Source organism: Pseudomonas corni, from assembly GCF_057128765.1.
The window spans coordinates 67,654-92,375 of sequence record NZ_JBSKHW010000007.1; the positions used below are offsets into that span (position 1 = coordinate 67,654).

The 24,722-nt window shown below is 61.1% G+C and carries 20 protein-coding genes and 1 pseudogene; 10 read left to right on the plus strand and 11 right to left on the minus strand.

Going from position 1 to position 24,722, the window contains the following annotated elements:
- Positions 1 to 243 precede the first annotated feature (243 nt).
- The 4 genes from ACWKV9_RS12765 to ACWKV9_RS12780 are packed head-to-tail and all read right to left on the minus strand — an operon-like array spanning position 244 to position 6,019.
- Positions 244 to 1,467 (minus strand): amidohydrolase family protein, encoded by a 1,224-nt coding sequence (locus ACWKV9_RS12765; protein WP_483836474.1) that lies wholly within the window; start codon positions 1,465 to 1,467, stop codon positions 244 to 246.
- Positions 1,464 to 3,956 carry a branched-chain amino acid ABC transporter ATP-binding protein/permease gene (locus ACWKV9_RS12770; RefSeq protein WP_483836475.1) on the minus strand — a complete coding sequence of 831 codons (2,493 nt, stop codon included), beginning with the start codon at positions 3,954 to 3,956 and terminating at the stop codon, positions 1,464 to 1,466. Before ACWKV9_RS12770 ends, ACWKV9_RS12765 begins: the two co-directional genes overlap by 4 nt.
- Positions 3,953 to 4,822: a branched-chain amino acid ABC transporter permease gene (locus ACWKV9_RS12775; RefSeq protein WP_483836476.1), complete on the minus strand. Its 870-nt coding sequence runs from the start codon at positions 4,820 to 4,822 to the stop codon at positions 3,953 to 3,955. Before ACWKV9_RS12775 ends, ACWKV9_RS12770 begins: the two co-directional genes overlap by 4 nt.
- 3 nt (positions 4,823 to 4,825) lie before the next feature.
- Entirely contained in the window at positions 4,826 to 6,019 is a 1,194-nt protein-coding gene (locus ACWKV9_RS12780; protein WP_483836477.1) for an ABC transporter substrate-binding protein, read from the minus strand.
- A 185-nt stretch (positions 6,020 to 6,204) separates the two neighbouring features.
- Here ACWKV9_RS12780 and ACWKV9_RS12785 point away from each other — a divergent pair, with 185 nt between their 5' ends.
- Positions 6,205 to 6,603: a nuclear transport factor 2 family protein gene (locus ACWKV9_RS12785; protein ID WP_483836478.1), complete on the plus strand. Its 399-nt coding sequence runs from the start codon at positions 6,205 to 6,207 to the stop codon at positions 6,601 to 6,603.
- 28 nt (positions 6,604 to 6,631) lie between these two features.
- Here ACWKV9_RS12785 and ACWKV9_RS12790 read toward each other — a convergent pair whose 3' ends face one another.
- Positions 6,632 to 7,651 (minus strand): LacI family DNA-binding transcriptional regulator, encoded by a 1,020-nt coding sequence (locus ACWKV9_RS12790; protein WP_483836479.1) that lies wholly within the window; start codon positions 7,649 to 7,651, stop codon positions 6,632 to 6,634.
- 324 nt (positions 7,652 to 7,975) lie between these two features.
- Between ACWKV9_RS12790 and ACWKV9_RS12795 the strand changes: the two genes are divergently transcribed.
- The 8 genes from ACWKV9_RS12795 to ACWKV9_RS12830 all read left to right on the plus strand — a co-directional run bounded on the left by ACWKV9_RS12795 (position 7,976) and on the right by ACWKV9_RS12830 (position 17,132).
- Entirely contained in the window at positions 7,976 to 9,649 is a 1,674-nt protein-coding gene (locus ACWKV9_RS12795; RefSeq protein WP_483836480.1) for an ABC transporter substrate-binding protein, read from the plus strand.
- A 151-nt stretch (positions 9,650 to 9,800) separates the two neighbouring features.
- Positions 9,801 to 10,754 carry an ABC transporter permease gene (locus tag ACWKV9_RS12800; protein WP_483836481.1) on the plus strand — a complete coding sequence of 318 codons (954 nt, stop codon included), beginning with the start codon at positions 9,801 to 9,803 and terminating at the stop codon, positions 10,752 to 10,754.
- A 2-nt stretch (positions 10,755 to 10,756) separates the two neighbouring features.
- Complete coding sequence (locus ACWKV9_RS12805; protein WP_483836482.1) at positions 10,757 to 11,650, plus strand: ABC transporter permease; 894 nt, start codon at positions 10,757 to 10,759, stop codon at positions 11,648 to 11,650.
- A 2-nt stretch (positions 11,651 to 11,652) separates the two neighbouring features.
- On the plus strand, positions 11,653 to 12,696 hold the full coding sequence (locus ACWKV9_RS12810; protein ID WP_483836483.1) for an ABC transporter ATP-binding protein: 1,044 nt from the start codon (positions 11,653 to 11,655) through the stop codon (positions 12,694 to 12,696).
- Entirely contained in the window at positions 12,693 to 13,700 is a 1,008-nt protein-coding gene (locus ACWKV9_RS12815) for an ABC transporter ATP-binding protein (RefSeq protein WP_483836484.1), read from the plus strand. Before ACWKV9_RS12810 ends, ACWKV9_RS12815 begins: the two co-directional genes overlap by 4 nt.
- Entirely contained in the window at positions 13,697 to 14,878 is a 1,182-nt protein-coding gene (locus tag ACWKV9_RS12820) for an amidase (RefSeq protein WP_483836485.1), read from the plus strand. The genes ACWKV9_RS12815 and ACWKV9_RS12820 overlap by 4 nt, the downstream gene beginning before the upstream one ends.
- A 39-nt stretch (positions 14,879 to 14,917) precedes the next feature.
- Complete coding sequence (locus tag ACWKV9_RS12825) at positions 14,918 to 16,186, plus strand: Zn-dependent hydrolase (protein ID WP_483836486.1); 1,269 nt, start codon at positions 14,918 to 14,920, stop codon at positions 16,184 to 16,186.
- Between the two features lie 133 nt (positions 16,187 to 16,319).
- Positions 16,320 to 17,132 (plus strand): DUF1206 domain-containing protein, encoded by an 813-nt coding sequence (locus ACWKV9_RS12830; RefSeq protein ID WP_483836487.1) that lies wholly within the window; start codon positions 16,320 to 16,322, stop codon positions 17,130 to 17,132.
- Between the two features lie 797 nt (positions 17,133 to 17,929).
- On the opposite strand, the pseudogene ACWKV9_RS12835 reads toward ACWKV9_RS12830, so the two are convergent.
- Both ACWKV9_RS12835 and ACWKV9_RS12840 read right to left on the minus strand, forming a co-directional pair.
- Positions 17,930 to 18,119, minus strand: a pseudogene (locus ACWKV9_RS12835) (nucleotidyltransferase family protein); the annotation flags it as partial.
- A 34-nt stretch (positions 18,120 to 18,153) separates the two neighbouring features.
- Complete coding sequence (locus tag ACWKV9_RS12840) at positions 18,154 to 18,600, minus strand: GNAT family N-acetyltransferase (RefSeq protein WP_483836488.1); 447 nt, start codon at positions 18,598 to 18,600, stop codon at positions 18,154 to 18,156.
- Between the two features lie 196 nt (positions 18,601 to 18,796).
- Here ACWKV9_RS12840 and ACWKV9_RS12845 point away from each other — a divergent pair, with 196 nt between their 5' ends.
- On the plus strand, positions 18,797 to 19,279 hold the full coding sequence (locus ACWKV9_RS12845; RefSeq protein ID WP_483836489.1) for an N-acetyltransferase family protein: 483 nt from the start codon (positions 18,797 to 18,799) through the stop codon (positions 19,277 to 19,279).
- Between the two features lie 131 nt (positions 19,280 to 19,410).
- Here ACWKV9_RS12845 and ACWKV9_RS12850 read toward each other — a convergent pair whose 3' ends face one another.
- The 4 genes from ACWKV9_RS12850 to ACWKV9_RS12865 all read right to left on the minus strand — a co-directional run bounded on the left by ACWKV9_RS12850 (position 19,411) and on the right by ACWKV9_RS12865 (position 24,713).
- Positions 19,411 to 20,637: an acyl-CoA dehydrogenase family protein gene (locus ACWKV9_RS12850; RefSeq protein ID WP_483836646.1), complete on the minus strand. Its 1,227-nt coding sequence runs from the start codon at positions 20,635 to 20,637 to the stop codon at positions 19,411 to 19,413.
- A 96-nt stretch (positions 20,638 to 20,733) separates the two neighbouring features.
- The gene (locus ACWKV9_RS12855; RefSeq protein ID WP_483836490.1) at positions 20,734 to 22,107 is read right to left on the minus strand and encodes an LLM class flavin-dependent oxidoreductase; all 1,374 of its coding nucleotides are present in this window, start codon (positions 22,105 to 22,107) and stop codon (positions 20,734 to 20,736) included.
- Positions 22,108 to 22,134: 27 nt separating this feature from the next.
- Positions 22,135 to 23,838, minus strand: a complete 1,704-nt coding sequence (locus tag ACWKV9_RS12860; RefSeq protein ID WP_483836491.1) for a dipeptide ABC transporter ATP-binding protein — start codon at positions 23,836 to 23,838, stop codon at positions 22,135 to 22,137.
- A complete protein-coding gene (locus tag ACWKV9_RS12865; protein WP_483836492.1) occupies positions 23,835 to 24,713 on the minus strand; it encodes an ABC transporter permease in 879 nt (292 codons plus the stop codon). The genes ACWKV9_RS12860 and ACWKV9_RS12865 overlap by 4 nt, the downstream gene beginning before the upstream one ends.
- Positions 24,714 to 24,722: the final 9 nt, after the last annotated feature.

Below are 24,722 nucleotides of genomic sequence, written 5' to 3' on the forward strand. Positions count from 1 at the left end.
ACCGCATATCTGCTTCTGCCCGAAGGGCGTGGGAGTTGACTTGTCGACGATGGGCCGCGGAGCGGCCCTCCTAAACCTAGCGCCTCGGTGTGTCAGACATATAGCATTCTTAGGATTTGCTACCGCTGCGCGGTAGATCGTCGGCAAGCCAACTCCCACGGCCTCCGGCCAGAATCAAAAGCGGAATGTCCCTTTCTCTAGGTTGCCGACCGGTGCCTCGTCGTCGTGACACCCCGAGATACCCTACGGCTTGAACAACTTCCCCACAGGCCGGCTGAACGTTTGCCTTCCCCCCTTGAACCCCATCAACGGAGCGCTAATCTCGGCGATCACGGATGCAGGCGAGGGCGCGTCGAAGACGATGAAGTCGGCGCGGCAGCCGGGCAGCAGGCCGTAATCGGTCAGTCTCAGCAGGCGTGCCGACTCGCTTGAGACCCAGGCCAGGCATTGCAGCAGTTCCCCCGCCGTGCCCATCTGACTGACGTTGGCGAACAGATTGGCCTGGCGGATAAGCGATGCATCGCCGTAGGGCGTAAACGGATTGCCGATGTTGTTGGTCGACACCGAACAAGTCACGCCGCACGCCTGCAGATGCGCCAGTGGCGCGAGCCCCCGGGGCTTGTTGTGAAACGCCTCGCGGCCCATTAAAAACAGATCAGTGCTGGGCAGGCACGTCACCTGAACGCCCACTTCGGCCAGGTGCAGCGCAATTTCCGTCAGTGCCTCCTTGGGCAACGTCGACAGCTTGGTCACATGGCCAATGGTCACGCGTCCGCCCCAGCCATGCAGCCGCGTGCAGCGTGCGACCTCCATGACGGTCATGCCTTCGGGGTTCAGGTCGAAATCCAAGTGCAGGTCCAGATCGCAGTCGTAACGCGCCGCCAGCTCGAACAGGCGCTGGATCTGCCCAAGCGGGTCGCTGTCCATGTACGGGCAGCCGCCGAGGACAGTGGCGCCGCTTTCCAGCGCCTGACACAACAGCGCTTCAGTCCCCGGATTGTTCAGCAGACCCTCCTGCGGAAAGACGCAGATTTCCAGGCTGATTGCCCAGGCATAGTCAGCCTGCAAGCGGCGAATGGCATTGAAGCCGGTCAAGCCGATCTGCGGGTCCAGCTCGACATGGGTGCGCATGTGCGTAGTGCCTTGCACGATCGCCTTGTCCAGCACTTGGGCGCCGCGCCGATAAACATCGTCTTCGGTGAACTCGGCCTTCGCCGCCCGGGTCTGGGCAACCGCTTCGGCCAGCGTGCCTTCCTGCAAGTGGCAGCGCTGCATGATGCAAGCCTTGTCGAGATGGATGTGCGTTTCGATCAAGCCGGGCATGACAAGCCGGCCCTGCAGATCAAGGGTCTCGCACTGGATCACCGCCGGACTCAATGCAGCGACGAAGTAGCCGTTCTCCACGTACAGCTCGGCCTGATGATCGTCGTCGCCAAGCCGCGCATTGATGATTTTCAAGGCGTTCATACGCTGACTCCTTCACCCAGATAAGCCGCAGCCAGTTCTTTGTCGCCGCGCAACTCGGCTGCACTGGCAGCTTTGACGATGGTCCCGGTTTCCAGCACGTATGCGCGATCGGCCACTTGCAGCGCCAGATTGGCCATTTGATCCACCAGCAAAATCGTCACGCCTTCATCGCGCAACGCCGCCAGTGCGTCGTACAACTCGCCGATCATGGACGGCGACAAGCCGAGCGAAGGTTCATCCAGCAGCAAGATTTTTGGCTTGGCCATCAGGCCGCGACCCACCGCGACCATTTGCTGTTCGCCACCGGAAAGCAGGCCTGCCGGGTTGTCGATGCGATCACGCAGGCGCGGGAAGCGCGTGAGGATGGCCTCGATTTCCGCGTCGGCATCGAAGGCTTCTCGGCGCGAATAACCTCCAAGCAACAGGTTGTCGCGCACGCTCAAGTAAGGGAACACCTGACGACCTTCCGGCACCAGCGCCAGACCTTTTGCGGCAATGGTGCTGGCGTTGGCGTGTTCGATATTTTCGTTGTCCAGCAGGATGCTGCCGCTGCTGGCGCGATGCAGGCCCGCGAGGCACTGCAGGATGCTCGATTTACCGGCGCCGTTTGCGCCAAGAATCGCCACCAGCTCGCCGGGGTTGACCACAAGGCTGACCTTGTCGACCACCGCTGACGCGCCATAGTCGATAACCAGATCCTTAACGTACAGACGCGCATCGCGGCTGCCATCCCAGTCCTGCGGGCGGGGCGTGGCCTGATAGTCGGTGCCCCCCAGATACGCCGCGATCACCTGCGGGTTCTGGCGTATTTCATCCGGCGGGCCGGACGCAATCGGCTTGCCCGCGTCGAGCACCAACAAGTGCTCGGACACCGACATCACCAGCGCCATGTCGTGCTCCACCAGAATTACTGTGAGGCCAAAGTCCGCCAACTTGCGCAGCAGCACCGCCAGATCATCGGTGTCGCGACGACTGAGGCCCGCGGCCGGTTCATCCAGCAATAACACTGCAGGCGCGGTGGCCAAAGCCCGGGCGATTTCCACCAGGCGGCGATCCACGTGGGGTAAATCTTCGGCGGCGATGTTCACTTCGCCGCGATAGCCCACCAGTGCCAGCAGGTCCAGCGCCAAGGTGCGCCGGGCTTCAGACGCAAGACTGAACGGCTGACCCAGGCGACCCTTCTGCATCGCCACCAGCAGGTTGTCGAGCACCGACATTTCGCCGAACAGCAGGGTGGTTTGATAGGTGCGGGCGATACCGGCCCGGGCGCTTTTCCAGGCGGGCAGCCCCGCCAACGGCTGTTGCAACTCAATCTGGCCGCTGTCGGGCGCGTAAAACCCGCTGATCATATTCAGAACGGTGGTTTTCCCCGCGCCGTTAGGGCCGATGATGCTAGTGATACTGCCAGCCGGTGCATGCAGGCTGACGTGTTGGGCTGCCTGCACACCGCCGAAGCGAATGCCGATATCCGTCACCCGCAAACCAGACGACGGGCCACGGCTGCGTAGGTGAGCGGCGATGCGCTCCTGATTGATCTGCGTCGGTGGCAGCAGGCGCGCCGGTTTGATCCAGCGGCGGGCGAGGGCGCCCAGCAAACCATTGGGCGCGATCCACAGCACCAAGAGCAGCAGCACGGAAAAAATCAGCAAGCGGTATTCGGCAAAATCCGACAACAGTTCCGGCACCAGCACGATCAACAGCGCGCCGATCAGCGGCCCGAACAGCATGCCGCTGCCGCCGACAATCACCGCGAGCACAAACAGAATGGACTGGGAGAACGGAAAGGATTCCGGGTTGATGAACATCAACAGCGGCGCCAGCAAACCGCCCGCCATCCCGGTCAAGGCTGCCGACAGAGCGAACGCCAGGGTTTTACTGATGACTGGGTTGAAGCCCAGCGAGCGAGCCGCGATTTCCGAGGCTTTCACGGCGCGCATGGCCTTTCCCCAACTGCTGTGGCTCAGGCGCTGGTAGAACAACAGCGCGCCGATCATCAGCGCGGCGGCTAGCAGGGCGAGCAGAATCGTCGGATCGAGCCCGGCGAATTCCGGCAGCGGGATACCCATCAACCCGTTGGACCCGCCCGTCACATCCCGCCATTCGATCAGGCTGTGATGCACCACAAACGCAAAAGCAATGGTGATCATCGCCAGATAGGGGCCGCTGACCCTAAGTGCGGGGATCGCCAACAGCGCGCCAATCAGCCCCGCGACCGCACCTGCCGCTGGCAGGGCAAGCCATAAAGGCCAGCCCGCCAGGGTCAACAGCGCAGAGACATAGGCGCCGATGGCGTAGAAGGCGATATGGCCGAAGGAGATCTGTCCACTCAAGCCAATCAGAATATTCAGGCCGACACCGACCACCGCTGCCAGGGCGCAGAGGGTGAACACCAGTAATGAGTAGCTGTCGAGGGTGAATGCCATCACGCCGCAGGCCAGAGCGAGCAAGGCAATGAATATCGGAGCGGCCAGGGTTTTGATGTTTTTCATACTTTTACCAATGCCTGGCGGCCGAACAGACCGTTGGGACGAATCGCCAGCGCCAGAATGACCAGCGCAAACGTAAATATCTGGGTGAATGCAGAGCCGAAGTACAAGGTGATCAGCGCTTCAGCCAGACCGAACAGCAGCCCGGCAGCGAACACGCCGCCTGCGCTGCTGATGCCGCCGAGAATCGCCACCGCAAACGCTTTGAGGCCGAACAACATGCCCATCTCGGCGTTGACGCTGAACAGTGGCGCGATCAACAAGCCCGCCACCGCCGCGAATACCGTGGAAATAGCAAAGGCAATCGCGACCACGCGATTGACGTTGATGCCCATCAGCATCGCTGCGCGTGGGTTCTGCACGCAGGCTTCGAGCACCTTGCCCAGCCGGGTGTAACGCCGCACCAGATACAACGCCAGTGCAATCGACGCCCCCGCCAGGGGAATCAGCAATTGCAGGGCACCGATGTTGCTGCCGAACAACTCGACGTTCATGTTCAGCAGGCTGCTCTCGAACTGGCGAGGCTCCTTGCCGAAGGTGAACAACGCCAGGTTGTCCACCAGAATGCCGCCAGCCACCGTCGCCATCAGCCAGGCCTGTGAGCCCCGACTGTGGAACGGCCGCACCAGCCAGCGCTCGATCGCCAGGCCATAGAGCGCGCAGAGGATCAACGTCAGCGGCAGGGCCAGCCACAGCGACCAGCCCCAGGTGATGCAAAAGGTGTAGCCCAGCACCGCACCGACCATCATGGCGCTGCCCTGGGCAAAGTTGACGGTGCGCGAGACGACGTAGGTCAGGTGGAAACCCAACGCCAGTAACGCGTACATGCTGCCCAGGCCGAGCCCGGTGATGATGGCGGCGGTGAACATCGCTTACTCCTGCGGCTTGAGCGGTACGATCTGATCGTTGACGAAGTGCGTGAAGATGTAGTCGTCAGGGCCCAGCGCATCATGTTTGGTGGCGCTGAACGGCTGCTTGTAGTGCTTGATCAAACCGTCGTAGTCGCTGATGGCATAGAAACCGTCGCGTACGGCCGGGCCGTCAGTGCTGCCGGCTTTTTCGATGGCCTGAACAGCCAGATGCAACGCGTCGTAAGCATTGGCGATGCCTACGGCAGGGGTGACGTCCGCCAGGGTCTTGATCTGTGGGTAAGCGGTTTTCAATGACGCGAGCAGGGCATCGCCCTTGGCGCTGTTGTGCTCGGTGAACACGTAGGTCTGTATGAAGTGAACCCGAGACGCGTTCGGCCCGGCCAGCTCGCCGAATCGACCACCGGCCGGACCCCAGTGAGACACCACCGGCACGTCCCAACCCATACGGTCCAGAGATTTCACGACCTGCGCCGAAGGCCCTACGTTGCCGACCATCAGCAGGGTGTCGGCACCTGCGTCTTTCAAGCGGGTCAGTTGCGGCACGACATCAAGATCGCTGTCCTGGATGCGTTCGACGCCGGCGTTGGTCAGGCCGCGTTTTTCCAAGGCGCGCTTGAAGCCTGCCTCGTTGGATTCGCCCCACGGATTATTGATGAGGATCATCCCAGGCTTTTTCATGCCGTTGTCGACGCCGTATTTCACCAGCGCTTCGTCCACCAGTTCATCGACTGCCGAGACCCGGAACACATAATTATCTGCTGCACCGTTTTCGGTGATTTTTGTACCCGCAGCCCAGATGCCCATGAACGGGACTTTCATCTGATTGGCCAGCGGCACGATGGCCAGAGAAACCGGTGTGTCGAGGCCACCAAACAGCACGGTGACTTTTTCGCGCTGGACCAGTTCGCGGGCGGCGAGCATGCCCTTGGACGGGTTGCTTTCGTCGTCACGACGCACCAACTCCAGCTGGCGCCCAAGCACGCCGCCGCTGGCGTTGACTTCATTGATGGCCATGGTCAGGCCACGCGTCAGGGCTTCGCCGGACTTGGCCGACTGACCCGACAGCGCCGCCACCAAGCCGACTTTGATGGGTGGTTCGGCCGCTTGTGCGGCACCGAACATAGCCACAGTGAGTGTGACTGCCGCAGCCACGGGGAACAGCAGACGTTGCAGGTTTGGAAGCCGGTTGGCCATGTTTATTCTCCTGATTGCTAGCAGTTGCATATTTATTGCTAGCAAGTAGGATGCCAGTCGTTACCGCCCCCAAAACGGCTAATAGCGCCGATAAAACCTGATTTCTACGCGCCAAAACAAAGCGGTTCGCACCAAGCAGAGGCATTCCCGGTCAACGGATATTTCTTGAGTCAGGAGTTACAGCGATGGTTGATATCAACAAAGACGTACAGATTGTTAGCAATTTTCTTGAGGCTTCCATGGCGCCGGATCCGGTCCGCGCCGCGACGTTCATGAGTGACGATGTGAAGATCACGTTTACCGGCGGCCGAGCGATGGCCAACCCACAGGCGATCACTGCGTTCAATGGCTCACGCTACGCCTGGGTCAAGAAGGCTCTGGGCAATTTCGACTGGATGGACCGGGGCGATCACACCGTGGTGTATTCCAACGGGACGCTGTACGGCGAATGGCCGGATGGCCGCAGCTTCTCGGGTAATCGTTATCTGGATCGCTTCGAAGTGCGTGACGGCAAGATCACCCGCATGGATGTCTGGAATGACAGTGCCGAATGGTTGCTCGTGCCGGAAATTGCCAAGGCCTGAGTCTGACCACTGCCAGCATGATGGTCAGTCACGTTGGGCGGCACAGGCTGCTGGCGCGCACGTTCAATCGGGCCGGGAATCGATGGGACTGAGCCGGCTCGCCGGCAATGCGTCGCAGCAGTGTTTCAACGGCGCGAACGCCCTGGGCATGCATACTGGTGGCGATGCTGGTCAGTTGCAGGTGTTCGGCGAGAGGCGTGTCGTTATAGCCCACTACCGCGATGTCGCGTCCGACCACCAGACCCCGTTTGCGCAGGGCACCAAACAACCCGATGGCGAGGAAATCGTTGACGGCGAAAATAGCCGTTGGCGGCTCGGGGTGGGCGAGCAGAATCTCACCGCTGTCGAAACCGGTCAGGGTGTCGAAACGACCCGTGATAACGCGCTCGGCGCTGATGTCGATACCTTGTTCCCGGTAAAACTGGAGGAAACTTGCCGTGCGCTCACGGGCGTTGCTGCTATGGGCTTCACCGGCAATCACGGCCACTCGGGTATGGCCTTGGGCGAATAGGTGTTCTGCCACCAGTCGGCCACCCATTTCGTCGTCCGAGGTGACCGAGTAATGATCGCCGCGCCTGCGACTGACGAGCACGAATGGCACCTGCCGCGCTTCAAGCTCTTCGAGAAATCCGGGTTCGCTGGTTGCATGCACGTCACTGATGATCAGCCCGGCAACGTTACGCGCCAGCGCCCGTTCTGCACGCTCGCGCTGGCGTTCGGGGAGGTCCAGTGTGTTGGCGACAAATGAGGTGTAGCCCATGGCACTGGCGGCTTCGTCGATCCCTTCGTAGATCGTGGCCAGCACGATGTCCGACAGCCTCGGTACCAGCACACCAATTTCCCGGCTATCACGCGTCTTTAGGGTTCGGGCATGAGTATTGGGTTGGTAATCAAGGCTGGCGGCCAGATTGCGGATACGCTCGATAGTTTCTTTGGACGCCGCACGACCGGCATGATCCAGCGTGCCGTTGAGCACCCGCGACACCGTTGAGACATGAATATTGAGCTGTTGGGCGATACCGCGAAGCGTAGCCGGGCGTCTGTTCATGGGGGTGCCTGAAATGCGGATGAGCAGGGCGCAATGCTCGCATCAACGCGGGCCGCCCCACAAACCCGGCCCTGGATGGACGATGAGCGGAGCCATTTGCGCCACGATGAAGCAGTGCGTACCAAAAGATTGCATGAACCGGCGCGCAACACTACCCAATCGTTTGGGTAGAAATTTTTGCTACCTGTTCCTCGGATCCAAGCTATTGAAATAAATGATCTTTGCCGCGCGCCGCAAGCGGCGGCGCGATGAAGTAAAAAAGTTGGTATGGGCATTGCGTTGGGCCTTGTCAGTTCTGCTTACCTGACTGATGGGAAATCCGCCATGACGCATGCTTCCGAACCCCGCGCACGTTGTCTTACCCGACTGGCACTGGCCTGCTCCGTTGCCGTCGCAGCGTTTTCGCCACTGGCCGCCATGGCCGAAACTACCTTGCGCGTTGCCATGACGGCCGCCGACATCCCGTTGACTCACGGCCAGCCGGATCAGGGGTATGAGGGCAACCGTTTTACCGGGATCACCATGTTTGATGCGCTGGTGGAGTGGGACCTGTCCCAGAGCGATAAACCCAGCACCCTGATACCGGGACTTGCAACCGAATGGGCGGTCAATCCCGATGACCACACCAAATGGACCTTCAAATTGCGTCCCGGCGTGAAATTCCATGACGGCTCGGCGTTCAACGCAGATTCGGTGGTGTGGAACGTGAATAAGGTCCTCGACAAGCAGGCGCCGCAATACGCACCCGGGCAGATCGGCGTGACGGTGTCCCGTATGCCGACCCTGCGCAGCGCGCGCAAAGTCGATGACCTGACGGTTGAGTTGACCACCAGCGAACCCGACGCCGTGCTGCCCTATAATCTGACCAACCTGTTTATGGCGTCGCCAACGGCCTGGCAGAAGGATTTCGCTGCTGTGCCAGCGACTACGACCGATCCGGCCGAGCGTTCGAAACAGGCATGGACGGCATTCGCCAGCCACTCGGTGGGCACCGGACCTTTCAAAATGGACCGCATGGTGCCGCGCCAGGAGTTGGTGCTGGATAAGAACGCCGGTTACTGGGACCCCAAGCGAGTTCCTCGGGTGGACCACGTGGTGCTGATTCCGCTGCCCGAAGCGAACGCCCGCACGGCGGCGCTGTTGTCCGGTCAGGTGGACTGGATCGAAGCACCTGCGCCGGATGCCATCGACCAGCTGAAAAGCAAGGACTTCAAGATCTACGCCAATGGCCAGCCGCATCTGTGGCCGTGGCAGTTCTCGTTCGCCCCCGGTTCACCGTGGCTGGACAAGCGTGTGCGTCAGGCTGCCAACCTGTGTCTGGACCGCAGCGAGCTGAAGGCTTATCTGGGTGGCTTCATGCAGGAAGCCACCGGCATCTACGAGAAGGATTCGCCGTGGTACGGCAATCCGGCGTTCAAGATCAAGTACGACCAGGCCGCTGCGCAGAAACTCATGGCTGACGCCGGTTTCAGCAAGGATCACCCGGTCAAGGTCAAGGTGCTGACGTCGGCGTCCGGCTCCGGGCAGATGCAGCCGTTGCCGATGAACGAATACATCCAGCAAAGCCTCAAGGGCTGCTATTTCGACGTGGACATCGCGGTGACGGAATGGAACACACTGTTCAGCGGCTGGCGTCTGGGTGCCAAGGACCCTGCGGCCCAGGGGGCCAATGCGATCAACGTAAGCGCGGCGGTCATGGACCCGTACTTTGGCATGGTGCGTTTCTCCAGCGAAAAGGCCTTCCCGCCGGTTTCCAACAACTGGGGCTATTTCGCCTCGCCTGAGGTCGAGAAGCTGATCACCACCGTGCGCAACTCGTTTGACCCCAAAGCCCTGGACGAAGCGTCCGGCAAGCTGCATGCGGCCATCGTCGATGAAGTGCCGTTCCTGTTCGTGGCCCATGACGTCGGCCCGCGCGCGATCTCGCCAAAAGTCACCGGTGTGGTCCAGCCGCAAAGCTGGTTCATCGACTTGTCGCTGGTTTCCAAGAAGGACTGAATGGGTGGCGAATCTGTAGGAGCGCGCTTGCCCGCGATGGCATTGGGTCAGACGCTGCATGTGTCGTCTGACGTAACGCCATCGCGGGCAAGCGCGCTCCTACAAGACCGATGTTTGCCATTTTTGTGATTCACCCGAGTGAGGAAAACCGATGCTCGCCTATATCTTTCGCCGCATTCTGTTGGCGACCCCGATTCTGCTGGGTGTAGCGCTGGTGTGCTTCATGCTCGTGCACATGGCGCCCGGTGATCCGCTGGTGTCGGTGATGCCGCCGGACGCTTCCGAAGCCCTGCGCGAACAACTGGTTCAGGCCTACGGCTTCGACAAACCGCTGCCGGTGCAATTTGGTCTGTGGATCTGGCACGCCGTGCACGGCGACCTCGGCATGTCGATCGCAAGCGGCCGCCCGGTCACCAGCGAAGTGCTGAACGCCGTGAGCTTTTCATTGCGTCTGGCGGTTCTGGCGACGTTGTTTGGCTTTGTGCTTGGCAGCCTGTTCGGGTTCGTCGGCGGCTATTTTCAGGACAGTTGGCTGGACAAGATTGCGTCGGCCATTTCCGCCATTGGCGTCAGCGTGCCCCATTACTGGCTGGGGATGCTGATGGTCATCGTCTTCTCCTCGCAATTGGGCTGGCTGCCGGCCACCGGTGGCGGACCCATGGGTCAGTCGGCGTGGGCATGGGACTGGGCGCATTTTCAATTCATGATCCTGCCGGCTATTACCTTGTCGGTGATCCCCACCGGCATCATCGCCCGCACGGTCCGCGCTCAGGTAGCGGAAACCCTCTCCCAGGAATTCATCATCGGCCTGCGCGCCAAAGGGCTGGGTGAGTGGGGCTTGTTCAAGCATGTGGTCAAAAATGCCGCCCCCACGGCCATGGCGGTCATGGGCTTGCAGATCGGCTACCTCATGGGCGGCTCGATTCTGGTGGAAACCGTGTTCGCCTGGCCCGGCACCGGGCTGTTGCTCAATTCAGCGATTTTTCAGCGTGACCTGCCTCTGTTGCAGGGCACGATTTGGGTCTTGGCCTTGTTTTTCGTCGCGCTCAATCTGCTGGTGGACATCCTGCAGACGCTGCTCGATCCACGTATCAAAAGGGGCTGAGCATGAACCTGTCGATGTTGCGACCGGCCACGCCGGTCATCACACCGGTGGAAAGTTCGCCGGGTTACTGGAGAGAGGTTTTCGGCCGGGTCCGCCGTGATCCTGTTGCGCTACTGGTTGCCGCAGTGATTCTCGCGCTGCTGATCCTCGCGATCTTCGGCCCGTGGATCGTGCCGGGCGATCCGTTCACCACCTCGATGTTCAAGCGCCTGAAACCTATCGGCACCGAAGGCTTTCCGCTGGGCACCGATGAGCTGGGCCGTGACTTGCTCTCTCGTCTGATGCTGGGGGCGCGGTTGTCGCTGTTCATGGGCATCACGCCAGTGATCTTCGCCTTTTTCATCGGCGGCGCCATTGGTGTGATCGCCGGGTACTTCGGCGGCTGGTTGAACAGCCTGATCATGCGCACCGTGGACGTGTTTTATGCGTTTCCTTCGGTGCTGCTGGCGATCGCGTTTTCGGGCGCCCTGGGTGCAGGCGTGAACAACGCACTGATCTCGCTGACGCTGGTGTTCGTCCCGCAAGTGGCACGCATTGCCGAGAGCGTCACCACTCAGGTGCGCAACCGCGATTACATCGAAGCGGCGCGGGCGTCGGGCGCCGGGTCGTTCACCATCATTCGCACCCAGGTGCTGGGCAACGTGCTGGGGCCAATCTTTGTCTTTACCACCGGCCTGATTTCGGTGTCGATGATCCTCGCGTCCGGCCTGTCGTTTCTTGGCCTGGGCGTCACGCCACCTGAGCCGGAGTGGGGCTTGATGCTCAATACCCTGCGCACCGCCATCTATACCCAGCCGCTGGTGTCGGCGTTGCCAGGGGCGATGATTTTCATCACCTCGATCTCTTTCAACGTGCTTGCCGACCGCTTGCGAGCGGCCATGGCGATAAGGAGCTGACGATGACCACGCGCGATATTGGCGGTCCAGCGCAGCCACTGATGAAGGTGGAAAAACTGGTCAAGCACTTCCCGGTCAAGGGCACTCTGGGTAAACGCGCCGTGGTCCGTGCCGTGGACGGCATCGACTTCGTGGTGCACAAGGGCGAAACACTGGGCGTAGTGGGGGAGTCGGGCTGCGGGAAATCCACCACCGCACGGTTGCTGATGCAACTGATCGAGCATGACAGCGGCGAACTGGTGTTCGACGCCATGACCGTGGGCGGTCATCAACTGCCGCTGCGTACGTACCGGCGTCAGGTGCAGATGGTGTTTCAGGACAGCTACTCGTCTCTAAATCCGCGCCTGACCATGGAGCAATCGGTTGCGTTTGGCCCTTCAGTGCATGGCGTCAGCCAGCGTGAATCCCTGCAACGCGCCCGGGACCTGCTCGGGCGAGTGGGGCTGGAGCCGACACGATTCGCCGGGCGCTATGCCCACGAATTGTCCGGCGGGCAGCGTCAACGGGTGAACATCGCCCGCGCCCTGGCCGTGGACCCGCGTCTGGTGATCCTCGACGAGGCGGTTTCGGCGCTGGATAAATCGGTGGAAGCCCAGGTGCTGAACCTGCTGCTGGACCTCAAGGACAACCTGAATCTGACGTACGTGTTCATCAGCCATGACCTGCACGTGGTGCGCTATCTGTCCGACCGGATCATGGTCATGTACTTGGGTGAAATCGTCGAAGTCGGCCCGGCCGAAGCGCTGTTTTCCGAAGCCCGGCACCCGTACACCCAGGCGCTGCTGACCTCCATGCCGTCCATGGACCCGGCCCATCGCACCTTGGTTTCGCCGCTTTCTGGCGATCCGCCCAGCCCGATCAATCCGCCATCGGGTTGCCGTTTTCACACCCGTTGCCCTCACGCCGAAGCGGTGTGCGCGCAAACCGCGCCGCAGTTGACCATGACCGGCGCCGAGCATTTTGCGGCGTGCCTGATGGTGCAGCCGGGGGCAGGGCACAGCCAAAGTCCTTCGGCGCAACTGATCCACACGGGAGCCCTGGCATGAATCCACAAACCATGGTTGCCGTGCGCGACCTGAAGGTGCGTTTCAAACGCGGCGGGCAAACCCTGTCGGCGGTCAACGGCGTCAGCCTGTCGGTCGCCCGGGGTGAAGTGCTGGCGTTGATCGGCGAATCAGGTTCCGGCAAGAGCGTGACCTTGCGCGCCCTGATGCGCCTGCATTCCGAGCGTTCCACCCAGATCGAAGGCCAGATCGAAATTGCCGGGCAAGACCTCATGGCCCTGTCGCGCACGCAGTTGCAAGCGTTGCGCGGTCCGGTGGCGGCGATGATTTTCCAGGAGCCGCTGCTTGCCCTGGACCCGGTTTACACCATCGGCCAGCAGATTGTGGAAGCGCTGCGTCGCCATCGCCCGATGTCCAAGGCCCAGGCGAGGGCGGCGGCGCTGGAGGCGTTGCGCAGCGTGCGCATTCCCAGCCCCGAGCAACGGCTGGATGCGTACCCGCACGAAATGTCCGGCGGGATGCGTCAGCGGGCAATGATCGCCCTGGCGCTGGCGTGTCAGCCGCAAATCCTGCTGGCGGATGAACCCACCACGGCGCTGGACGCCACGGTGCAGATCCAGATTCTGATCCTGCTGCGCGAACTGCAACAGGCGCTCGGGCTGTCGATCATTTTCGTAACCCATGACATCGGCGCGGCGGTGGAAGTCGCCGATCGAGTGGCGGTGATGTACGGCGGGCGCATTGTCGAACAGGCGCCGCTGGCCGAGCTGCTGGACAACCCGCAGCATCCATACACTCGCGTGCTGCTGGGCACCCGGCCCAAGGATGGCCTGCGCAAGGGCGAGCGATTGATCAGCATTCCCGGTGCGCCGCCGGACCTCGCCAACCTGCCGGACGGTTGCGCCTTCGCACCCCGTTGTCCGCGCGCCAGCGATATCTGCCGCAGCGTGGTCCCCGCCATCGAAGACGTCATTCCCGACCATTCCGTGAGCTGTCATCACTGGAATGAGGCCTCTGTTCAACCCCTTTGTGAGCCTTTGTCATGAGCGATTCTGCCTTTGCTTTGATGCCTTACCCCTCTGTCGATGTGCCCCATGCCGCCAGCGGCCCGCTGGCCGGTTACACCTTTGCGGCCAAAGATCTTTTTGACGTCGCCGGTTACCCGACCGGGGGCGGAAATCCTCATGTCCTGGCCATGTCCGGGATCAAAACCACCACCGCGCCGACGATCCAGCGCTTGCTCGATGCGGGCGCCGAACTGATCGGCAAGGCCCACACCAATGAGATGGCGTTTTCCATGAGCGGCAAAAACGCTCACTACGGCACGCCGCGCAACGGTGCTGCCCACGACCGGATTCCCGGTGGCTCATCCTCGGGTTCTGCGTCTGCCGTCTCCAACTATGTGTGCGACTTCGCCATGGGCAGCGACACCGGCGGATCGGTGCGCACGCCTGCCAGTTATTGCGGGCTGTTTGGGCTGCGTCCGAGCCATGGCCGTATTTCGTTGCAAAACACCCAGGCGCTGTGCGAAAGCATGGACACTGCAGGGTTTTTCACCCGGGATGCCACGCTGTTCGGTCTGGTGGGGGAGTGCCTGTTAGGGGCCGACACTGCGCCCTTGTCGGACACGCCTGAGCTGGTGATCAGTGACGCGTTGTTTGCGATGCTGCCCGCCGAGTCTCTGACGGCTTTGGCACCGGCCATGGCGCAGATCCAGTCTTGGTGCGGGCCCACGGCAAAACTGCAAGGCGAGTTGCCCTCGCTGACCGATGCCTACTGGGCGTTTCGCTACATACAGGGCCGCGAAGCCTGGCAGGCTCAAGGTGATTTCATCGAGCAGAACGGCTTGTGCCTGGGCCCCGACGTGGCCGCGCGTTTCGCTTGGTCCAAAGCCGTCACCGACGACCAATACAACGACGCTTGCGGGTTGCGTGAGCGTTTTGCAGCGGCCTGGAACGAACTGTTGGGGGACCGCGTGTTGGTCATGCCGACAGTCCCGGACATCGCGCCATTGCTGAGCGCCAAAGACGAAGAAATCGAACAGACCCGGCAGATCTCCCATCACCTGCTGGCGATCTCCGTGCTGTGCCGCACACCGCAACTGACCATGCCGCTGGTCAACAAGGACGGCGCACCGCTCGGCATTTCGCTGATGGGGCCGCGTGGCAGTGACCTGAGTCTGGTCCGGCTCGCTGTGCAGATTGCTGGGCACCACGCGGCCTGAACCCGATGGAACATTGTTTTGAGCTGATGGGAGATCATCATGAATACCCGAATCGATCCTGACCTTTTCACCTCCAGCGCACCCCTGATCAACAGCGAGCGCCTGTGGCAATCGCTGATGGATCTGGCGCAACTGGGCGCAACGGCCAAAGGCGGCGTGTGCCGTCTGGCGTTGACCGACCTGGACCGCCAGGCCCGCGACTTGTTCGTGAAATGGTGCAAGGAGGCCGGGTGTACCGTGAGCGTGGACGCCATCGGCAATATCTTCGCCCGCAGGCCCGGCAAGGACCCGCTCAAAGCACCGGTCATGACCGGCAGCCACATCGACACGCAGCCTACGGGCGGCAAGTTCGACGGTTGCTTTGGGGTCATGGCCGGGCTTGAAGTGATCCGCACCTTGAACGATCTCGGCGTAGAAACCGAGGCGTCGGTGGAGGTCGTGGTGTGGACCAATGAAGAAGGCTCACGTTTCCCGCCGTGCATGATGGGCTCGGGGGTGTTCGCCGGTAAGCTCGATCTGGACGAAACCCTGGCGAAACAGGACGAGCAAGGCCTGGTCGTAGGTGAAGAATTGCAACGCATCGGTTACGCCGGAAGTCGCGCGGTTCTGGGTCACCCCGTAGGCGCTTATTTCGAAGCGCACATCGAGCAGGGGCCGATTCTTGAGGACCAACGCAAGACCATCGGCGTCGTCATGGGCTGTCTGGGCCAGAAGTGGTTCGACCTGACCCTGAGCGGTGTCGAAGCCCACGCCGGCCCCACGCCCATGTCTCTGCGCAAGGACGCGCTGGTTGGCGCCGCCCGCGTGGTGACCGCCGTCAATCAGATCGCTCATGCCAGTCAGCCCCATGCCTGCGGCACGGTGGGTTGCCTGAGCGTGCATCCCGGCTCGCGCAATGTGATCCCGGGCGAGGTGAAAATGACCATCGATTTCCGGCATCTGCACAGCGATAAATTGCAGGCGATGGTCGACGATCTGCGCCAGGCCATCGAACAGGCGTGTGCCGACAATGGCCTGACTTACGAACTGACGCCCACTGCGGATTTCCCACCGCTGGACTTTGCCAGCGACTGTGTCAATGCCGTGCGCGAGGGCGCACAGCGTTTAGGCCTGAGCCACATGGACATCGTCAGCGGTGCGGGACACGACGCGATTTTCATCGCTGAACTGGGGCCAGCCGGCATGATTTTCGTACCGTGCGAAGGCGGCATCAGCCACAACGAAATCGAAAATGCCACCCCGGCAGATCTGGCAGCCGGATGCGCGGTATTGCTGAGGGCCATGGTGAGCGCCGCGCAATTGGGCTGATACGTCCAGCGAGAGAAGGCAGAGGAAGGCGATTAACCCGCGCATTCCAAAGACTCTTGCAGTCTTGGGCTTGCTGATAGAACCCCTGCCTGTCAGACGAGTCTGTTCCTGTATTACTTTCGGGAAAGCATTCATGTCAGCGCACCACAGCCTTGTTGTCCTTGCACGCGGAGGGTACGCCGCGCGAGGCGTGCTTTACCTGATCATCGGTGTCTTCGCATTGCTCGCGGCAAAGGATTCGACAAAAGCAAAAGACAGCCACAAAAGCCTGGAAGCCTTATTAGCCCAGCCGTTTGGCTATTTTTTAGTGGGACTGGTGGTGGCGGGTCTGCTCGTATTTGCAGCTTGGCGTGTGCTGCAAGCCACGCGTGATGTCGACCATCACGGCAAGAATTTAAAAGGACTGATAATTCGCACCGGTCTGTTCGCGGGAGGTGTGGTTAATGGTGCGCTGGCATTTTTTGCGTTAGGCCTACTCATGAGCGGAATGGGTAGCTCCAGTAGTTCAGGTGGGCAAACCAAAGATTGGCTGGCGCATCTGTTGTCCTGGGAGCATTCCAACTTATTGGTGTACCTGATCGCGCTCATTCCGCTTGGTGTTGGAATCGCTCACATCATCAAGGGATGGAAGGCGTCGTTTGAGAAGTATTTCGAGGCCGACGAAGACGTCATGCGGTACGTGCGCCCGGTGTCCCGGTTTGGCCTGATTGCCCGTGGCATCGTTTTTATAGAGATTGCATTACTGTTGGTTGTTAGCGGCTCTGCCTATCAAGCCATGGACCCGCCCGGTATGAAAGAAGCCCTTGATGCACTCCAGAATCTACCGGGTGGATGGCTGGCTTTAATGGTAATGGCCTTCGGGTTGATTGCATTCTCGGTTTACAGCTTCTCTGAAGCGTTCTGGCGCAAGATAAATATGGAAATACCGGGAGTGTCGAGAGCGTAGTGCGAGGCAGGAATGGCAGGTCATAAGTAGCCTGAGCGTTCAATCGAAGCCTGTCGTTTGAGGGCTTCGCAGGTTACTGGCGGCTAGCGTTCCAAAACGGACAACGACTAATTTCGATGCCTGAGGCCGATCCAGGCACGACAGTTTCGGGATTCGATACTGCCCTGCTTCAAAGTCCGGCACGCTTGCTCTTTCATACGAGGCGGTTGCCCGACGATCGTTAGCTTTATCGGCTTATAACGCTCCTTTCGTGCAGGAGGATCAGACCTGGCGGGAAAGGTAAGTACGTTGTCAGCACCTCTGGCAATGAAGTTCTGATCATTGAAGACGTTTTGCCGAACTGCGTTGGCTGATGGATGTATGTCCGATGATGCTTGAGTCTGCGAGCCAGCTAGATCTTGCATCGGCGCCATTCCACTGTTGCGTATCAGTTCACCTTCTACGCCGTTCGGGCTCATCGCATGTTTGTGTGCTGCGTCAATGCTTGAGGCTCGGTTTATCGCCTGGAGTGTACCTATCGCGGCTGTGCTTCCGAGGATCAGACAGACAACCAGGGAGAAAACCCCATGCTTGTGATGTCTTCGAATGACTCGCTCTGGAGCATCGCTAATATCAGCTTTCATACATTTCAGACTCGTCCTTGAGGAGCAAGAAACGTCCCTCTCTTACGGGCTTGGCCCGCACGGTGGCGGGCTGGAGGAATCAACGGATTTCTGAAACGGATGGAAGCATATCAGAGCAGGGTTAAACGACCGCTTTTTGGCCGATAGCGGACATTCAGCCTGTTCAGCGTCTTACCAGATGACGTCAATGTCGTCAGGCAGTGGGGGAATATGCCCGCTGGTGAAGTCTGTCCCACGCCAAGCTGCGTACGAAACCTGCCGCCACCCAGCAGTCCGGAGCATTCAGCGCACGAACGTGCCTGAGAATCCGCATTCGGGCTGGATCCCCCGCAAGGTGCTGCCTTGTCCAGCGTTGTAGTGCCATGAAGGTATCTGGATTGCGCGTCATCTTGAATGATCTATACCGATGCCATCGGGTTTGGGGAGGTGAGTGATTTCATCAGTGTATGTCGGCTCCACGGACCACAGTAGCCAGGCACTTGCGCGATCGGTACATAGCCCGCCCGTTGATACCACTTGGCGATGTCGTCATCCAAGGTCTCAATGATGGCGTCTCTGCAACCTCGTTGGGCGGCAAGTGCCTCTATCTTGTGCAATGCCTCGGCTGCCAGCCCACGGAGACGCCACTGTGGGTCGGTCCATAGATAGTCGATGAACAGACGATTGAACTCCGTGCGGCCTGTGGCGCCTCCGATCAAAGCCGAGTCCTCGGTAACGGCGCATGCAATAGGTTGAGCGTACCCTCCATGAGTCCGGGCCAATTCACGGCCTGTATCGATCACACCGCTTCTGATCGCTTGCAGGACGTTTGCGTCTACGTGCTCATTCGTGATCCATTCTTGCATGTTGTATCTCCCTGTCTGCTTGGTATCTCGCATACAAGCAATCGAAGGGCCAATCAGACTGAGAATGCTCGGGCGGTACACAACATGCAAAGCATGACAACCGCATAGGACTTTGATGATGGGAAAGGTATTGAGATTGGCTCACCGCGCAGCAGCAGAGTTGTCTGCATTATCGTAACCAGGAGCGTTTCAGAGAATGGATAAATCGATCACTTGTCGTCATGCCACCGCAGTTGATGTGCCTGCCATTTGTGAGTTGGGTCAGTTGCTCAACGCGATCCACCATGCCGCACGGCCCGAAATCTATACCGCTGCGAGCCATGATTTCTCTCGGGATGCTCCTCATTGGATGAGCTTCTTCGAGGGACCGGGGCAGATTGTCTTCATCGCCCATGTCGATGGGATAGCTGCGGGGTTTATCACGGCCAGCCTATCGTCAGGCAGCGGTCCACTCATGCAGCCGATGAAATTCGTTCGAATTGGCTCGGTATGTGTAGCGGAGCGCTTTTGGGGCAACGGTATCGGTCGCAAGCTGGTGAATTTGGTTCAACAGTGGGGGACTCAACAAGGTGCTCAAGACATCAGATTAGCCGTGTGGACTTTCAATGCCCCTGCCGTTCGGTTGTATGAAGAGATGGGCTTCGAGACGCGTGCTTTTGAGATGGGGATGCCACTTTGATCTCGCCTTAACATGGCAACCCGCGCGCAGTCTGACCGCTTTCGAGCCAAAACTGCCGTTCAGATACGATAATGATTGTGAAACGGAAAAAGCCGACAGACGTCGGCTTTTTCTAAGTTGCGCTTTAAAAATCAGGCGATGCCGATTTTCCATTGCGCTGGCGGTGGGGTGCCATTGACCGCGAAGTCGCCGACGATGCGGTCCTTGTAGATGCGGGGGTTATGCGAAGCCAAAGTGCGCGCATTGCGCCAGAATCGGTCCAGACCGTTCAATCTTAATGTCGCCGAGGCGCTGACGGCATCAAAGGCCCTGGAGCTGGCGTCGATGATCAGATCGCTGACGATGGTTTGCGACTGGGCGATTTCCAGTTCGGCGATATCGACCGCCTGCTTCAGCGCGTCGGGGTCGCCGGTCAGGCCCGCTTCATAGGCACGCTGGATAGCCTCGGCGTTCTTCAGCACGATGGCGCCAGCGCTGTAGGCCGCCGCGCGCAGACTGCCGACCACTTGCAGCACCTGCGGGTCCTGAGCGACCCGAGGCGCGTTGCCGTTGCTGAAACTGCGGGTGCGCCTGGCCACGGCGTCTGCCACTTCACCGCTCAGGGCGCGGCCGATGCCGGCCAGATTGGCGAGGTGGATGATCTGGAAAAACGCTGGCGAGTACTGGAAGCGCTCCTCGTTGCTGACGATGTTGCGCGGGTCCACCACAACGGCCCGGAAATGCGCCGTGCCGCTGGCGGTGAGGGTCTGGCCGAAGCCGCTCCAGTCATCGACCACCTCAACACCTTCGGACTCACGACGTACGGTGACGAACACGCGCTTGCCATCGTGATCGCTGACGGCAACGTCGATCCAGTCGCTGTACAGACTGCCGGTGGTGTAGAACTTGGTCCCATCGATGCGCCATTGCTCGCCGTCCAGGTACAGCCGCGAGTTCAGTTGCGCCTGGGTCGTCTGGCCGATTTCGCCCGTAGCAGGGCCGACCGTTTCACCCCGGCCGAGTCGTTCCAGCCACAGAGTGCGGCGTTCCTCGTTGGGGCTGCTGAGCACGCTTTCGGTGAAGCCCAGATGGCCGCGCAGTGCCTGCACGAGATTGGAATCGGCTTCGCCCAGCTCGATCAGCAGGTTGGTCAGCTCGGGAATGCTCACCCCAGACCCGCCGTAGGCCTTGGGCACGCGGAGGGCGGTGAAGCCTGCGGCCTTGAGCTGCTGGATTTCTTCCACCGGCAGGCGGCGTTGCAGCTCGCGGTCGATGGCGCCTTCACGCAGCCGGGCGAACAGGGGCCGGAAGCGCTCGGCCAGTTGTTCGTAGGCAGGGCCGGGGCCTGCACCCCATGCGGCGTTGATTTGATGGGTCATGGCGGTTTTCTCTTTGCAGTCGGTGCGGTGGGGCAAGAAGTCGACGGACGCCGGGATTGGCGTCTGCCGTATGTCAGTCACTCGAGTGGCTCTTTTTCAAACGGCGACTGAAAGCTCCCGCTTGAGCGTCGCCGGGTGCTGCGGATAAGGCAGCCCGAGTCGCTCGCGCAGGGTCTTGCCGGTGGGGCCATCGGCAGGCACCAAGCCGCGACGTTTCAGCTCCGGCAGGATCAGCGCGATGAAATCGTCGAGGCCTTCGGGGTAAGTCGGCGGCAGGATGTTGAAGCCATCGGCGCCGTAGCCTTCGAACCACGCTTGCAACTGATCGACCACTTCTTCCGGGGAACCCACCAGCGTCCAGTGCCCCCGTGCGCCAGCCAGACGCAGGTACAGCTGGCGGATGGTCAGGCCTTCGGCGGCCAGTTGCAGGATCAGTTGCTGACGGCTTTTCGAGGCGTTGGTGGCAGGCAGGTCCTGCGGCAGCGGGCCGTCCAGTGGCAGGTGAGACAGATCGACCCCGCCGAGCAAGCCCGAGAGCAGGCTCAGGCCCACTTGCGGGTGCACCAGATCCTGCAGGCGCTGATGTTTGGCGTGGGCCTCGGCCGAAGTCGGCGCGGTAAAGATCGTCACCCCCGGCAGGATCTTGATGTGCTCGGGTTTGCGCCCCAGCACCGCAGCGCGGGATTTGATGTCGCTGTAGAACGCCTGAGCATCGGCGAGGCTCTGGTGCGCAGCGAAAATCGCTTCCGCCGTGGCCGCCGCCAAGGCACGACCATCATCGGAGGCGCCAGCCTGCACCAATACCGGCTTGCCCTGAGGGGAGCGCAATACATTCAACGGGCCGCGCACGTGGAAGTGCTCGCCCTGGTGATCGGCCACGTGCAGCTTGTTGCGGTCGAGGAATATCCCGCTTTCCTTGTCCAGCAGCAGAGTGTCGTCCTCCCAGCTGTCCCACAGTTTGTCGACCACTTCATGGAATTCCCGCGCGCGGCTGTAGCGGTCGGCGTGGGCCGCCTGGGCGCCCTGACTGGCCCCGCCGAAGTTCTTCGCGGCGTCCGGGTCGCTGCTGGTGACCAGGTTCCAGCCAACGCGGCCGCCGCTGATCTGGTCCAGCGAGGCGAACTGCCGGGCCAGGTTGAACGGTTCGCTGTAACTGGTGCTGGCCGTGGCTACCAGACCTATGCGCGAGGTCACGGCGGCCAGAGCCGACAACAGCGTCAGCGGCTCGAAGCTCAGGCTCGGCGCGATGACTCGGTCGAAGGTCGGCGCATCGATTCCGCGCACGGAAACGCTGTCGGCGAGGAACAGGGTGTCGAAGCCAGCTGCTTCGGCCTTGCGTGCCAGATCGACGAAGTGATCCAGACGCGTGCCGGCGTTGGCTTCGGAGCCTGTGTCGCGCCAGGCGGCGATGTGGTGCCCAGTGGCTCGCAAGAAGAGGCCGAGTTTGAGCGTGTCAGTACGTTGGGTCATGAGATGGCTCCTGGTTTTAGTCCAGAACTAGCAGGCGACCGCAAAGGACAGGCTGCTGCTCAGAGGTAGAGAAACCGGCCGGCTGCCGGGGATCGCAGCCAACAGGCGTTGGGTGTAAGCATGTTGCGGTTGCTGCCAGAGGGTCTGCGGCGTGGCCTGTTCGACGATGCGGGCGTCGTGCATGACCAGCACCCGATCCGAGAAGTAGCGCACCACCGAAAGGTCGTGGGAGATGAACAGGTACGAGAGATCGAAGGCCTCGCGCAGCTCCACCAGCAGGTTAAGAATCTGGGCCTGAGTGGACACGTCGAGCGCCGAAACCGGCTCGTCACAGATCACCAGTTTCGGTTTGACGATCAGCGCCCGGGCGATGCCGATGCGCTGGCGCTGGCCACCGGAAAACTGGTGGGGCAGGCGATTGAGGCTGTTGCGGGCAAGGCCCACGGCATCGAGCATGGCTTCCCGCGCCCTGGCTCGTTGACCCGCATCGTCCAGGCCGTGCAGGCGCTGAACCCGGTCGAGAATGGTCTCGACACTGTGGCGCGGATTGAGCGCGGCATAGGGATCCTGAAAGATCATCTGCAGCTGTCCGCGCCATGCCAATTGTTCGGCAGGACTGAAGCTGGCGATGTTGCGGCCATTGAATGCGACATGACCCTGGCGTGGTTTCAGCAGGCCCAGCAGCGACTTGCTCAAGGTCGATTTGCCGCAGCCTGACTCGCCCACCAACCCTACGGTCTCCCGCGCACCGATGTCGAAGGACAAACCACTGAGCACGTCCTTTTCGCCATAACCCAGGCTCAGGTTTTCCACGTGCAGCAACGGCGGCGTGTGCTGGCTGGAAGGGCGCGGGGCCTTCCCCGGCAGGTACAGGGTGCTGCTGACCTTGTAGCTGTTGGCCTGACCCGGCGTGCGCGTGACCTGAATTTCGGGCAGGCGGTTGTCGAGGTAATGCTGGCTGTGGTCACGCCCCAGCGAAGCGTTGAGCAGGCCCTTGCTGTAAGGATGCGCCGGGCTGCGGAACAGTTCGGCAGTGGGGAGATGCTCCAGTGCCTGGCCGTCATGCATGATGATCACCCGATCGGCCTGTTGCCTGACCACGCCCAGATCGTGGGTGATCAGCAGCAGGCCCATGCGCAGCTCCTTGCGCAGGCTGTCGAGCAGTTCGAGGATTTGCGCCTGAACACACACATCCAGCGCAGTGGTCGGCTCATCGGCGATCAGCAGGCGCGGTTCGCAAGCGATGGCCATGGCGATCATCACGCGCTGGCGCTGCCCGCCGGACAGGTGCTGCGGGTATTCCTTGAGGTGGGCGGCGGGGCGCGGCAACTGCACCAGACCGAACAGCTCTTCGGCGCGCGTGTAAGCCTGGCGCCGGGTCAAATCGGTGTGGGTCAGCAAGGTTTCGTTCAGTTGCTCGCCGAGCGTCAGCACCGGATTCAGGCTCGATAGCGGTTCCTGAAAAACCATGCCCAGTGCATTGCCCTGTAACTGGCGCATGTGCCTTGGCGACAGCTGCAACAGGTCACGGCCTTCGAACAGCACCTGGCCGCTCAACTTCGCATTGCCCGGCAACAGCCTGAGCAGCGCCAACGCCGTGGTGGATTTTCCGCAGCCGGATTCGCCCACCAGTGCCAGGGTTTCCCCGGCCTCCAGAGTGAAGTCCAGTCCCTGTACCGCCTCGACGCCTTCGTAACTTACGCGCAGTCCGCGCACATCGAGCAGGCTCATGGGATGTACCGGCGCAGGCGTGGATTGAGCGCATCGTTGAGGCCGTCGCCGAGCATGTTGAAGGCCAGCACCACGGCGATGATCGCCACACCCGGCAGGGCAGTGAGGTACCAGGCGCTGGCGATCTGTTCGCGGCCGGCGCCGATCATGCCGCCCCAACTCGGTTTGTTCGGATCGCTCATGCCGAGGAAGGCCAGGCCGGCTTCGATCAGGATCGCCGAGGCCACGAGAATCGAGGCCGTTACCACCAGCGGCGCCAAGGCGTTGGGCAGGATTTCGTGAAGAATGATCGAGCGATTGCTGAAGCCCTGGCTACGTGCAGCGGTGACGAAATCAGCTTCGCGCAGGGTGCGAAATTCGGCCCGTATCAGCCGCGCAATGGTCGGCCACGACGAGATGCCGATGGCCAGGGCAATGATGTTCACCGTGGGGTTGCCGATGGCGACAATGACGATCACCAGCAGAAACGATGGCACGGTCTGGAACACTTCGGTGACGCGCATCAGCAGATCGCCCAGACGGCCACCGTGATAACCGGCCAGCGCGCCCACCACAACGCCGATGACCACGCTGATCAACGTGCCGTACAGCGCGATCATCAGCGAGGCGCGTGCGCCGTAGGCAATCCCGGCGGCGACGTTGCGGCCCAGTGAATCGGTGCCCAGCGGGTAGGCCGGGTCGCTGCCGGGCCAGAGCAGCGGCTCGGCAACCATCTCCGACGGATCGCCGGGAAAGAAATAACCGGCGGTCAGCGCCATGGCCAGGGTCAGCACCAAAATGCCGGTGCCGGTCAGCGCGGCAGGGCTGCGGCGTAACGCGGCCCAGAGTGTTTCACTGTGACCGGACCGGATCGATTGAATAGCCATCAACGACATCGAACACTC